A 14,031-nucleotide genomic window follows, 5' to 3' on the forward strand; every position below is an offset into this window, starting at 1 on the left:
CCAAGATAAAACATTTAAGTTAATGACTAATTCAATAAATCAAAAAAAATGCATTTGGTGCTTAAAGTCAACATCTGAAGTTACTTTTATAAAAAAAGCACATACTATTCCTAAATCATTAGGAGGTCAAAATTTTAATAGAAACGTCTGTGATGATTGCAATTACTATTTTGGCAATAGAGATAGCCACAATGGAAAATACTCTATTGAAGTTGCTTTGAAGGAAGCATTTTCAATTTCAAGAAAACGTTTTTTATTAGGAGGTATTCCTAAAAGAAAAGTTGGAGAGTTTAAATCTCAATTTTTTGAAATGAAAGAACGTAAAGGTAAGTTTCGTTTAGGAGTCAAGCCTTCGTTTATGTTTGCTTCACAACTAGAACTTTGTAGGGCTTTTAAACGAGGTTTATATAAAATGTATTTTGAAGAATTAAACCGACAGAAAAAAGTAGGTTTTGAGTCAAGTTATGATATTATAAGAAGTTTTTCAAGATATAATTTAGGAGATTTACCAGTCTTATATTTTACAAGGAAAATTGGTGTTATGATATTCTTTAAAAGCGAAGCCGAAACGCCTATTTTATATTTTAGTAGAATGAACTATTTGTATTTAGATAGTCAATTTGCCGAGATTGAATTTCTTGGTCATGTTTTTGGATTTCCAATAGCTCCTTTTACAAAAGAAGAGTTTGAAAATTATGCAAGTAAATCAATCGAAATGAAAAAAGATTTTTTCATAGAAGCAAATATTATATCTAAGTTTACAGACATTGATATAAGTTTGAATATCATGAACAATTAAAAAATAAAACAACATAGGTTGCTTAACTTTGAATTAATTCAAAGTTAAGCAACCTATGTGTAAAAACCTAAATTAATTTTACTATTAAAAATGTCCAGTTTTTTATATAACAAACTGGACATTTTTATATATTTGTAGTAAATAGAATTACATGAAAACCACTGACTACATAGCTACTACCATAGATCGCTTCCCAAAAGGATATGTTTTCACCTATGTTGACTTTACCACAGTCGTGAATAAAAAAGAAGCAGTGATAAAAGCATTGAATCGTATGGTGGTTTCGGGCAAGATTGCCAAACTAGCCAAAGGAAAGTATTACAAGCCTGAGAACACTCCTTTTGGAAATTTAGAACCTAACCAATATCAAGTAGTAAAAGATTTACTAGAAGATGATGGCAGAATAATTGGCTATCTTACGGGTTATAGTATCTACAACCAATTAGGATTGACTACACAAATAAGCAATACCATTCAAATTGCTAGAAATGACATTCGTCCAAGCTTAAATAGAGACCGCTACAACATCAAGTTTGTAAAACAAAAGAATACCATCACCAAAGAGAATATTCCGTTGTTACAATTGCTAGATGCTATTAAATATATCAAGAAGATTCCTGATAGCAGTATTGCAGCAGCCTGCTTAAGGTTAGTATCACTATTGAAAGGGTTGTCGGAAAAAGAAATAGCAACAGTAGTACGCTTGGCTCAAAAATACCCACCTGCAACAAGGGCTTTACTTGGTGCGCTATTAGATGAAGCGGAAGTTTCTCAATTCAAGGAAATATTGCTTAAAAATCTGAATCCCATAACTAATTACAAACTATCGGGAGTACAAACTGTTTTAAAAAATGCCGAAAACTGGAACTTAATATGAAGCTACACGAAAACAAAGTTCTATTTAGACAATCAATTGAGTTTACCGCTCAACAGATGGGAATACTACCTATTTATGTAGAAAAAGACTACTGGGTAACGTATGCATTACGTATCATTTTTCAGGATACAATTGGAGCAGAAACCATTTTCAAAGGAGGAACAGCACTGTCAAAATGTTTTGGATTAATTGAACGTTTTTCTGAAGATATTGATTTGGTAGTTTTGAAGAGAGACGAAGAAAGCGGAAATCAACTGAAAAACAAATTGAAGAAGATAACCAATGCTGTTGGTGCTAAATTAACAGAAGTTGATGAAGAGGGTATTACAAACAAAGTAGGCATGATTAGGAAAATTGCCTATCAGTATCCAAAAACGTTTACTGGAAAATTTGGACAAGTTAGAGAGAACATTATCGTTGAAGCGACTTGGCTAGGACGCTATGAACCATACTACACTACCTCTATTTCATCCTATATTTTTACAATGATGAAATCAGCGGGACAACTCCAAATTGCAGAAGAGCATGATTTATTACCTTTTGAAGTTCAAGTATTGCATGTAAATAGAACTATTTGCGAAAAAATAATGAGTTTGGTTCGCTTTTCATATACCGAAGATCCAATAACAGATTTACAAAATAAGATCCGACATACTTACGACTTACATCAGTTATTAAAAGCTCCTGCAATCTTAGCCTTTTTTGAAAGTCCTGCGTTTGAAGAAATGCTTTTACTTGTTGGACAGGATGATGTTTCAAGCTTCAAAAATAACAATAGATGGCTAGAGAATCATCCGAAAAAAGCCATAATCTTTAGTCAAACAAATCCAACTTGGGAAAAACTAGAAGAAGTCTATACCAATGAATTTCTTAATCTTGTGTATGGAGTAAAACCCACAAGTGAAGAGATTTTAAAATCACTAATCAAAATTAGTGAGCGTTTACAGCATATAAAATGGAATATTGAAATTCCCGAAAAAGGAGAAAAGAAAATAGGATGACATTTACCTAATCACAGTTATAGGAAGCTTTTGTTAACTAATTATAAAAGAAAAAATCACATAGTAGTTGGAGTTATTTGCAAACAAAAGAATTCATAAGTAATCATAGAGCAAGTATCGAAGCAATTTTTCATTAACTTTCAAGAAGAATAGTTTTTAATATTGCTACTTCTAATACTGATGATTAATGGAAATTATTATTTCTGAACTTAGTGCTGTTATACATATTTGAGATAATAATTTCAATAAAAAAAGCTAAAAGAAGCGATATGATTTTACAACAGAAAACATTGGAAAAATTGCGAATCCTAATTAATGAGGAAACCGAATATAGAACTGGTCCAAAATTAGTTGCGTTCTTCAATAATTTAGGTTTTAACGATTCATACAGCGAAGACTTCCCATCGAGATGGGTGTTCACGGACGAAAAATTAACTAAAATTAATGGAACATCAGAATTAAGCAAATGTATTATTCAACTCTTTAATCCATTAAATTTCATTGGAAGATACAGTAAACTTGATGAATGTATTGATGATTTTAATAAATTTATTGCTTTTGATAATTGGAAAGTAGTCCGTGATGGAGCTATCATAAACTTTGCAAAAGCAGCTAAAATATCCTTTGAGGACACAAAAACAGGCTCATTAGAAGATGATTTTCTGAAAAAAGAATTCGACGAAATAAGATTGGACACTTTGAAGCTTGATAATTCACTCACAGAAGTACTGAATATTAGACTTTTAGAAATAAAAAAATGCTTAATTGCAGAAGCTTCCCTTTCTGTTATATTTTTATGCGGAAGTACTTTGGAAGGTTTATTAAGTGGTATAGCGAATCAAAATATTAGAATGTACAATACAGCTGCCACCGCTCCAAAAAAAGATGGTAGAGTAAAAAGTCATCATGAGTGGACACTACTGAATTTAATAGAAGTATCTTGTGAAGTTGGATATATTAACGAAGATGTTAAGAAATTCAGTCACTCTCTTAGAGACTTTCGCAATTACATACATCCCAATGAGCAGATTAAAAACCGTTTTATTCCTGATCAGCAGACTTCAAAAATCTCATGGCAAGTTCTTAAAGTTGCCATAAATCAAATTAATAAAAAAGTAAATAATAATTCCATCTCTTAAATTACGCTTTAAAAGTTTAAGAATATAGAAAACCCTTTTTTGTAGTGTTTTATTTACTAACTTAGGAAACTTAATTACTTCATATATGTCTGAATCAATTCTACCAAAATTGGAAGCATCTCGTAAAGAACTTTTAGATCTTGGAATGCGTAATACATTACTTAATTATAAATCTTCTAAAGTAAAAGGTTTACAGATTGTACAAGAACAATCATCATCCATATATGATATTTTAGTAAGGCAGAATAAAGCAATGACTTTTTTAGGCCGTCCAGGCAAAGATGAAGAAGATGAGTTATTTGAACTGCCCGAACTTACCGAACCTGAAGTACAAGATGCATATAATGACACAAGATTACAAACCAATGAAAAAGACTCCAAGCTTCAGACAAAAATTTTAAACACCTATTATTTTGCTAAAACAAGTATTGAAGAGCAAGGTGTCAACATGTTGTATCTTGCATTAGGAATACTAAATTGGTATGAAAAGGGGAATACCGAAGATCCAAGAAGAGCACCATTAATTTTACTGCCGGTAGTTCTGGAACGTTCTAGTGCAAATGAGCGTTTTCGTTTAAGATACAGCGGCACTGAGATTGGAGCAAATCTATCATTACAAGCAAAAATGATGGTAGATTACAGCATCACAATTCCTGATCTTCCCGAGGAAGAAGAAATAGATCTTGAGGCATATTATAACATTATAAAAGAACGAATAAGCCACATTGAAAATTGGAAAGTTGACCAAGATGCTATAGAACTAGGCTTCTTTTCCTTTGGCAAATTTATGATTTACCATGATCTCGACAGTGACAAATGGCCAGATGATAAAAAACCTTTTAATCATAGTATTTTACAATCATTGTTTGATACTGGATTTAATGAACCTCAACCATCAATTGGAGAAGAACATCATCTTGACAATGAAACAAACGCTGATGAGCTGATGCAAGTCGTAGACGCTGATAGCTCACAGGTTATTGCAATGCTTGCAGTTCATGAAGGGCGCAATATGGTAATACAAGGTCCCCCGGGAACAGGTAAATCACAGACTATTACAAATATTATCGCAAATGCTATTGGAAATGGTAAAAAAGTACTTTTTGTTGCAGAAAAAATGGCCGCATTGGAAGTTGTAAAGCGACGACTAGATAATGTTAACTTAGGAGAAGCCTGCTTAGAATTACATAGTCATAAAGCCAACAAAAGAGAACTGCATAACGAACTTAAACGCACATTGGAACTAGGCAGACCCACCATGACTCGTTTGGAAGAAGAAATTAGATTTCTACATCCTCTGATAAATGAGCTTAATGAATATTGTAATTCAGTAAACTCTGAAATATCTAGAAGCGGTTACTCAGCACAAGAAGTGATGGGATTTCTTTTAAAAATAACAAATCAAAATAAAGATTATAAATTTCAGAAAGTACAAATTGAAGATATTAGCTCATGGGACTCTTCACGTATAAAAGAAGTAGAACTGCTGGCTGAAAAAATACAGATAAGGTTAGAAAAAATTGGACAGCCGGAGAACTTACTGTTTTATGGAACTGGCATAAATATTTTTCTACCCATTGATGAAGAAATTTCAAAAGAATTATTAGAAATTGCAATAAAAGATACTACTGAAGTAATAATTCTGATCACTTCTATTTCTACTTATGTTGAAATTGAGCCATCCACTGAATTAAATGATGTTGAACGATTAATAAAAACTATTAGAACTGCAGCTGAAAATCCAGGAATCACATCCATGAATCTAAATGATTCCGCATGGCTGAATAATCAAGCAGATATTGCTGAATTATTAGAAACTGGAATTCGACTGCAAGAACTACATACACAATATGATAGCTTAATCATCCCAGAGGCTTGGGATTATGATGTACTTGAAATAAGACAGAATTTAATTGTACATGGAAGTAAATGGTATAAGTTCTTAATAGGAGATTATAAAAATAGTGTAAAGAAATTGTCAGCACTGCTCACTACAGCAATACCTTCAGATTTAAATACAAAATTAGAGTACGTAAATGCTTTAATGGAAGGAAAGCGTCTTACTGCAACCTTCCAAACTTTTGAACCTTTAGCACAAAGATTATTTGATGTTAATTATCAAAAGAAACGTACCGATTGGATGGCTGTTAATAAAGCTGTGCAATATTTACAAAATGTACATCTTCTTATTCAGAACAACGTAATTTCAAATACGTTTCTATCCTTTCTTAACAAAAATGAGAAAGCTGATATTGCTGCAGACTCTTTAATTGACTTAGAAAATGCTTTAGAAAAGCAAAATATTTCATTAAAATCTGTTTTAGAAAAACTGGATTTAAAAGCTAATAAAATAATAGATACAAGTTTAATTAAGCAACAAAGTTCATTAAAACAATGGCTCGGAAAATTACCTGAAATCCATCAGGCAGTATCTTGGAATGTCTTGAAAGAAAACATTGAAAAAGAAGGTGCGGGTTATTTAATTCGAGCAGTATATAATTGGCCGGACGCAGTATCACATCTAAAAACTGCAGTACAAAAAACATGGTATGAATACTTGATTGAACAGGCAATGATTAATAGTTCGGAACTTCGTAAATTTGAACGCTCCAGTCATGAAGAAGTCATTGAAAAATTCAAGCGCCTTGATGTACTTAATCAGTTTTATAATCGCGCCAAAGTAGCACTTATACATTGGGAAAGTTTGCCAAAAAAGGAAGGTGGTGGGCAAATTAATGTACTTAAAAGCGAATTCAACCGCAAAGCCAGGCATATGCCAATTAGAAAACTTATGCAAGAAGCAGGATTGGCAATTCAGGCAATTAAACCTGTTATAATGATGAGTCCTATGTCAATTGCAAATTTCCTTCCTCCAAGCAGTATCGATTTCGACCTGGTTATTTTTGACGAGGCCAGCCAAGTGCGTCCTGTGGATGCTTTGGGGGCTATTTTACGCGGCAGACAAGTTGTGGTGGTTGGTGATACAAAACAAATGCCTCCAACAAGTTTTTTTGACAAGTTAAATACTGATACTGAAGACGAAGAAAATGTAACTGCTGATATGCAGAGTATTCTCGGCATGTTTGATGCTCAAGGAGTACCACAGCGTATGTTGCGTTGGCATTACCGAAGCAGACATGAATCCTTAATCAACCTGTCTAATCAGGAATTTTACGAAAATAAATTAATAATTTTTCCGAGTCCAGGTTCTAAGAACAAAATGGGTTTGGCATTTAATCATTTGCCAGATACTTTTTATGACAAAGGTAAAACACGCACCAACCCTAAAGAAGCTGAAAGAGTCGCTGATGCTATTATTAACCATGCTCTAAATAATCCAAAGTTAAGTCTTGGTATCATTGCATTTAGCACTGCTCAAATGCAGGCTATTCAAAATGCACTTGAAATAAAAAGAAGAAAAAATCCCGAAGTTGAAAGTTTCTTTAGGAGCCACCCTACTGAACCGCTTTTTATCAAAAATCTTGAAAATGTTCAAGGAGATGAAAGAGATGTCATTTTTATCAGTATTGGTTACGGAAGAACAGAAGACGGAAAAGTACCTATGAGTTTTGGCCCTCTAAATAATGAAGGTGGTGAACGAAGACTAAATGTTTTAATTACAAGGGCAAAAAGCAGATGTGAAGTATTTACAAATATTACAGCCAGTGATATGAATCCTGGACCAAATGCAAAATTTGGTATTCGGGCATTAAAAAGTTTTCTTTATTATGCACAGCATGGAAAATTTGAAAGTGACAAAGAAGAAATTATAACTACACCACAGCCATTTGAGGAAATTGTCGTTCAAAGCCTTCGCGACAATGGTTATACCGTGAGAGAAAAAGTCGGTTCTGCAGGATTTTATATTGACTTAGCTATAGTGGACAAAGATAATCCTGGACGTTATATTCTTGGAATATGCTGCGACGGTAAGTCTTATGAAACTGCAAAATCAGCTCGGGATCGAGACAGATTAAGAACTATAGTTCTTGAAGGTATGGGGTGGAAATTATTTAAGGTTTGGAGCACCGATTGGTTCCGCAATCCTGAAGGAGAGTTAAGACTTTTAATAGAAACTATTGAAAACACTAAAAATCAAGTTGAACATAATGATGCTCTTGAGGAAGAATTAATGGAAGAACTAAAAAATCTTATTCGAGAAGAACCTGAAGAAATAGATAATTCACTTCCGCGCTATACAACAGCTTCCCTTCCCCTTGATGTTGCACATCAAGAGCTTCATACTTACTCACCAGGAAAATTGGCATTATGGATACAAGAAGTTGTCAAAATTGAAAGTCCCGTTCACTTTGAAGAGATGGCTCGTCGAATTGTCGATGCAAATGGTATTTCAAAAATTGGAATCCGTGTTCGATCAGCAATTGTCAATTCTGCAGATTATGCTGTAAAGGCTGGATTAATAAAACAGTACAATAATTTTCTTTGGCACATAGAAGATCATATTCCAGTAATACGAGATCGTAGTAGCCTAAGTCCTAATTCGAGAAAATTAGCCTATATATCGCCTCAAGAAATGAACTTGGCTATCTCTAAAGTAGTGGAAAATTCAATTGCTATTCAACCTGATAATGCCGTAGTTCTTATTAGCAAGCTTTTTGGCTTTTCGCGAGTTACAGAAGATATGCGAAATCACATTTTAAAATCTATAGAAGATGCAATTACAAGTAATGTTGTTATTAAAGATGGAGAATTTATAAAATTGATATAATAATATCTAATTGTAATCTACTTTAAACTTTTTACATATGAATGATTTCGAACAACTCCAAATCATATTTAATCTAGTCAAGCAAGGGATTCGGTATCTATCCAAACATCTTAGTCTTCTTTTACTTATACCGGCTTTATTAGGCGGAATATGGCAGATTATTGAACTTTCTCAAATGTCATTTTCTTATGTACGATTCTTTTCCCCTAGTCAAGTATTAGGCGATGGATTACTTATATTAACGTTACTAATTTTCTTTATTGGTACTTTTTTATTTCTTTATATAATTTATAGCCGTTACATAAATTCGGTATCAGTAGATAATCCTTCTAATCAAGAGCCTCTCGAAATTACTTCAAAAACAAATTATATTAAATGCATTTCTTTGTTTTCACTTTATATAATATTGCTGCTATTTGAAATTTATACCTTATCAAATATTTTAAAGAAGCCCGATTCTTTCTTTACAATACTTATTCTATTTCCTATCGCTACAATTATTCTATATTTAGCTTTAGCAGCTTGGATGTTTGCCAATCTCAGCATTGTTAGAACTTGGTTCTACAAAAAAATCCTAAGACATACTATTTGGCTTTGGTTTATGGCTGTTGTAATTTCCTTTATGCTAACAGCATCTTCATTTAGAAATTCTTTTGCATTACCAAAAAACTTAGTAAATACTGATATAATTGTACATCAAATAGCAGAAACTAATCCAGAAGCTCAACCTGTTATTGTATATAACAATGATAAATATCTATTTATTGAATTGAACAATTTCTATTACCTAAATAATAAACCTGTCAATGGAGCGATGTTAATTATTCCTGTTGAAGATATTTTTCATTTATCAGAAGTAAAATATAAGTTGCCAAAATATACTGAGGCAGCATATCACTTTTATCAGGTACAGCAACAAAAGAAAGAGAATAAATCCAAAAAAAATAATCGATGAACGAGCCAATTTATTTTAACGAGGAATTTAAAGCACAATGGAGATACGCTATGGAACAAGCAAAAGCTGATAGAGAGAAATACTTTAATTGGATCAAGGATGAAATAAATATTGCAATTACTTTAATAAATAAGTATGACAAAATTTATGTGTTGGGTGGATTAGGTTCTAAACTTCTTGCTGCATCCCCTAATATTCATAATCAAATAATGGAAGGCTACACAGGACCCGACATGGAGCAAGCTGAACAAGAAAAAATTGTTGAGGATGATGAAATTGAAGTTATATTAGAATATGCAATGAATATTGCGTCTGCGTCTCCTAACTCAAATGCAAGTGTTATTCCTACTGAGGAAAATGTAATGGAGATAAGAAATCAATTGGCTAAAATAAAAACTAACATCGGGTTTTATGAAATGTCAGCGGAAAACCCAAAAGACGGTAACGAATTTGACCATCGTTTAAAAATAGCTGTAATGGAAGATGCCATGCATGTTCGTGGGGATGGTTATCAATCTCATGTTTTGGAGATTTATGAGGAAACATTCTCATATCATGATGGATTTTTACAACAATACTATGGTTTTGGTTCAACGGATATATTTAATGTGATACGCAGGCTTGATTTATTAGTTGCTTCTAAAATTGGGAACGCATTCGGAGGCTATTTATCACATCAAAGATTTACAGAATGGAGTGATGAAAAAGGACAAGAGGCAGTAATGGAAGAAATGATAAAAACTGGAAAACATTTCATTCAACAATTCTTATCGGATAATCTCGACTTATTTGATGAAAGAAATCCTGAAAACCTCTCAATGCTCCCATTAGATTATGTCGAGGGCTACAATAGACTGTTTTGGGTTGTTCCGAAAACTGAGAAAGAAGTAAAAATTTTTAATTTATTATCTCATAATTTTGGGGACAATTCAGATTTCTTGAAAGGTAAATTTGGCGGTTTTATTCTTGGTGATTCAGTTACTCAGACAAAACCATTGATTAAAGTGGGTGAAAAATTTTATTGCTTCTCATTAAGCCTTCCTTTTAGGAATATCTTTAACCTAACAGCTAATCTATTGCAAGTAGCAGACCCAGTTTATTATGAACATTCGTTTAAAGGAAATTCATTTGCAAATTCACGTGATAACTACATTGAAAGAAAAACAAAATTGCTTTTTGAAAAATTCCTCCCGACAGTTCAATTTTATCATTCGTTAAAGTATAATATAATTGAAGATGGTCTAGCTAAAGAACCTGAATTGGATATTTTGGGCATTGGACATGATACGATTTACATAATAGAGGTTAAGGCTGGAGAGTTAAATAAAAAACATAAAAGAGGTGCAATCTTAGGACTGAAGGATAGATTAGAAGAAACAGTTAATGAAGGCTCATACCAATGCCATAGAGCTGAAAAATTCATAAAGGAAAATGAGTCCCCTGAATTTAGATATATCGCAAATGCAACACAAAATATTTTAAGTATTGATAAAACAAAAGATTACAAGTTTATCAAAATTTCGGTAATGTTCGAGCATTTATCAACTGTCTCTGTTAACCTGAAATATTTAATTGAAACAGGTGTATTGAGTGCTGACTATAAATGGGCTTGGATTGTTTCATTATATGACCTAATGATTTTTGCAGATTTAATTGAAAATGAAAATGACTTTCAAGATTACATCGATAACAGATTAAAACTTTATGAAAGAAATGATGTGGAATTCCAAGACGAAATTGATATTTTAGGTTTTTTCCTTGAAAACAAATTTCCGTTGCCGGACGAAAAAGACAGCGAAAAAATATTCATTCATTCATATCGTGATGAAATAGAGAATTATTATACCAAAAAAGATGTTGGTATTTCAGGAGTTGAAAAGCCAATCAAAAAGAGATAATCATCGATATTAGATGAAGTTCTAAAACATGCGCTAAATAGATTAAAATCATATTGATCCCAACAAAATTCAAAAGCTTAGTTTATGCACAGTTATTTAGGAATATTAAGTTCTGACTCGTTGAATAGAGATGGATATGTAATAGCATTTGAAGCTCTTGAAAAGAGTATCGGAGAAACTGCAATTAAGGGGATGCCGTCATTAATAGACCATGATTTTCATAGACCAGCAGGGTGGATATTTCCATTTGGAATACTCATTGAACCTAAAATTAGTAAAACTGTTGGGAACTTTCATATTTGTGACAATGAAGAAGATAGAAATATTATTTATCCCAAAATACAAGACTATTGGCAATTCATTAATCATGAAGCCTGTAAAGAATATATTGACGAATTCAAAGTGCTTCTTAAAGACAATTTTTCAAATGAAGGGAAGTTTATTCACAAAGGTTGTGTAGCCTATAATCTCTCTAACATTGCAGAAAAAGAGTTTCCGAAATTGTTTGAAAATTTAGACAAATCTGGATTGATTTTTTTGGATGATATTTTAGTCGATTTTGAATATGTAGGTTCAGGAATTTTCAAAAGTAAGAGTAATGATTTTTGTATATTCTGTCATCAATTTTTCAAACGAAATCTTTCTCTAATAAACAATTATAATACATATTTTATTGATGAGTTTATACAGATGAATTCCAATAAGGAAATAAGATTAAGAATAGCCATTGACCGTAATTTAATTGGATTATCAAAAACTTATCAAGGAGTTTTGGAATTTGATTATTGGTGGGGACCAAAATTTAATGATGATATTTCAAGTCTTCCTGACCAAGTTACGAGATATGAATGTAATGAAGAACAAAAATTCTTTAATGGTGTTTTAGGAACTGAATTCTGGTGGAAAACTGATGAAAATGAAAAAACTCTGGAGATTGAAGAAATTAGAGAAAAGCCTTCATTAGGTATTGATACGGATTCATATGGCTGTAGGTATATACACTCCATATATGATAGTACCAAAAAGGAATTTAATCATTTTGATGGAGCTGTAAGAATGTACTCGGGAGACCAGATTATGAGTAGATGGGAGACAAACATTAATAAAGCAGGGAAAAATACTGAATACACAAAACTTTTTAGAATAGACGGAAAATTAGGACTTGCCGAGTGGAAAAAGTTATGTCTCCTTTATTACAAAGGAAATCCATTATTATTTGAATATTTCGGTGCAAAAGAAGAATATGATAGTGTAAAAAACTCTGCTAAAGTTCAAGATCAGCTAACAGAATACATTCCTAATAAAATTAATACAGAAGATGGCATTAGACTATTCACATCTTATCATCCTAAGAGTTCTGAGTATAGTTCTTTTCAGAGAAAAATAATTCATCCTGACATAATAAAATTTCAAAATGGTGAATATATAAATGTCCTAGAATATGATATTATTGAAATTGATAAGTATCTGAAAAGAACTGGGAGCAAAATGGATTACCCTGTTGAAATTAATTTCCTAAAACCATTTGATTTTTACACTAACTACCCAACTATTTTACACGCTTCTGAAGATACAGAAAGATTATTACAAAATACTATAGAAGCCTTTAAAACGATTTTTGAAATTCAAAATAGAACGTTAAATAAAACTATTTCCTTTACAATAGCTTGGGAAATGGAAGATTTTGAAGTTCGGCTATCTGTATTTGGTAAGTCTTCCGAGATTGCTAAGTGGTTAAATGAATTTCAGATTATCCCAATAGATTACGAGAATTTTAGACAGTGGTTAATTAAGCAAAGAAAATGGATATATGAAAATTATAATTACTTAGAAAAAGACTTTACACAGTTATTAAAAAATGATGGTGTGTTTCATATTAAGCGAAAAGCAATTGCGCATGAAATGATTTCATTCCCAAATGACGAAGATGAAAGTTATTTTGAAATAAAGGCAAAAGCTGATACAGAATTAGATAAATTAATCAAAGATAAATTCATTTTCCCTTCATATATGGGAATTATAAAAAAAGCTACTTGCTCTAAAACAGGTTCTGATTACTTCACATCCGACACTTCTAAATATTTAGACAATGATGTTACGATGGTAATCGAAAAAATTAAGTTGGCAGGTTTTTTCTGTACAGATGAGGAATTTATTAGATAAAAAGACTATGGAAGATTACCCTCTTTGGTTCAAAGTTTTATGTCATTTTGACGATAACAACTATTTTGAAAACGGATTAACTATTCCTTTTCTTCTTGGTGCAAGTTCAATAATAAATTCAAGCGATGCGATTTTATCTGTAGAAGAATTCTTTTTACAGGCGATAGATGATTCTTTACCAAGAAAAATTTCATTACAAAAATGTGGTTATATTGGTGAATATGTAATAGGAACTATTGATAAAGAAACTATTAATTATCCCTATGGAAAAGCGATTGCAAAACAATTCGGCAATATAAGTATTACTGATGACTCTTTTTTAGAAATTCTTGATTCCAATGAAGTAAAAAAAATACTTATAGACGAATCACAGAATTTATTGGATTCTAATCTATATTCAATAAATCAAGGTGAGTGGGGAAATTACTCTGATATTGAAAGCTCAAGAATTAAAGAATTGGAATAAAATG

General features: G+C 31.9%; 9 protein-coding genes. All 9 read left to right on the plus strand.

All coding sequences use genetic code 11. From position 1 onward, the window contains the following. Positions 1-22 precede the first annotated feature (22 nt). The 9 genes from QLS97_RS11160 (at position 23) to QLS97_RS11200 (ending at position 14,027) form a co-directional block, all read left to right on the plus strand. The gene (locus QLS97_RS11160) at positions 23-799 is read left to right on the plus strand and encodes an HNH endonuclease (RefSeq protein WP_282716725.1); all 777 of its coding nucleotides are present in this window, start codon (positions 23-25) and stop codon (positions 797-799) included. Positions 800-950: 151 nt separating this feature from the next. Next, complete coding sequence (locus QLS97_RS11165) at positions 951-1,676, plus strand: type IV toxin-antitoxin system AbiEi family antitoxin domain-containing protein (RefSeq protein ID WP_282716726.1); 726 nt, start codon at positions 951-953, stop codon at positions 1,674-1,676. Then, a complete protein-coding gene (locus QLS97_RS11170) occupies positions 1,673-2,677 on the plus strand; it encodes a nucleotidyl transferase AbiEii/AbiGii toxin family protein (RefSeq protein WP_282716727.1) in 1,005 nt (334 codons plus the stop codon). The genes QLS97_RS11165 and QLS97_RS11170 overlap by 4 nt, the downstream gene beginning before the upstream one ends. Positions 2,678-2,946: 269 nt before the next feature. Next, entirely contained in the window at positions 2,947-3,816 is an 870-nt protein-coding gene (locus tag QLS97_RS11175) for a hypothetical protein (protein WP_282716728.1), read from the plus strand. An 85-nt stretch (positions 3,817-3,901) separates the two neighbouring features. Beyond that, positions 3,902-8,545: an anti-phage protein ProA gene (gene proA / locus QLS97_RS11180; RefSeq protein WP_282716729.1), complete on the plus strand. Its 4,644-nt coding sequence runs from the start codon at positions 3,902-3,904 to the stop codon at positions 8,543-8,545. A gap of 37 nt (positions 8,546-8,582) precedes the next feature. Continuing rightward, on the plus strand, positions 8,583-9,500 hold the full coding sequence (locus tag QLS97_RS11185; protein ID WP_282716730.1) for a hypothetical protein: 918 nt from the start codon (positions 8,583-8,585) through the stop codon (positions 9,498-9,500). Further along, positions 9,497-11,398, plus strand: a complete 1,902-nt coding sequence (locus QLS97_RS11190; protein WP_282716732.1) for a hypothetical protein — start codon at positions 9,497-9,499, stop codon at positions 11,396-11,398. Before QLS97_RS11185 ends, QLS97_RS11190 begins: the two co-directional genes overlap by 4 nt. Before the next feature lie 84 nt (positions 11,399-11,482). Then, a complete protein-coding gene (locus QLS97_RS11195; RefSeq protein WP_282716733.1) occupies positions 11,483-13,561 on the plus strand; it encodes a hypothetical protein in 2,079 nt (692 codons plus the stop codon). Between the two features lie 7 nt (positions 13,562-13,568). Beyond that, positions 13,569-14,027, plus strand: coding sequence for a hypothetical protein (locus QLS97_RS11200; protein ID WP_282716734.1), 459 nt, complete (start codon positions 13,569-13,571; stop codon positions 14,025-14,027). Positions 14,028-14,031 lie beyond the last annotated feature (4 nt).

Origin of the sequence: Flavobacterium yafengii (genome assembly GCF_030010375.1) — a bacterium.
Taxonomy (GTDB): domain Bacteria; phylum Bacteroidota; class Bacteroidia; order Flavobacteriales; family Flavobacteriaceae; genus Flavobacterium; species Flavobacterium yafengii.

Bases quoted from the DNA above. Each gene is read 5' to 3' on its own strand.
- QLS97_RS11160 (WP_282716725.1), top strand. From the start codon at position 23: ATGACTAATTCAATAAATCAAAAAAAATGCATTTGGTGCTTAAAGTCA.
- QLS97_RS11165 (WP_282716726.1), top strand. From the start codon at position 951: ATGAAAACCACTGACTACATAGCTACTACCATAGATCGCTTCCCAAAA.
- QLS97_RS11170 (WP_282716727.1), top strand. From the start codon at position 1,673: ATGAAGCTACACGAAAACAAAGTTCTATTTAGACAATCAATTGAGTTT.
- QLS97_RS11175 (WP_282716728.1), top strand. From the start codon at position 2,947: ATGATTTTACAACAGAAAACATTGGAAAAATTGCGAATCCTAATTAAT.
- proA (WP_282716729.1), top strand. From the start codon at position 3,902: ATGTCTGAATCAATTCTACCAAAATTGGAAGCATCTCGTAAAGAACTT.
- QLS97_RS11185 (WP_282716730.1), top strand. From the start codon at position 8,583: ATGAATGATTTCGAACAACTCCAAATCATATTTAATCTAGTCAAGCAA.
- QLS97_RS11190 (WP_282716732.1), top strand. From the start codon at position 9,497: ATGAACGAGCCAATTTATTTTAACGAGGAATTTAAAGCACAATGGAGA.
- QLS97_RS11195 (WP_282716733.1), top strand. From the start codon at position 11,483: ATGCACAGTTATTTAGGAATATTAAGTTCTGACTCGTTGAATAGAGAT.
- QLS97_RS11200 (WP_282716734.1), top strand. From the start codon at position 13,569: ATGGAAGATTACCCTCTTTGGTTCAAAGTTTTATGTCATTTTGACGAT.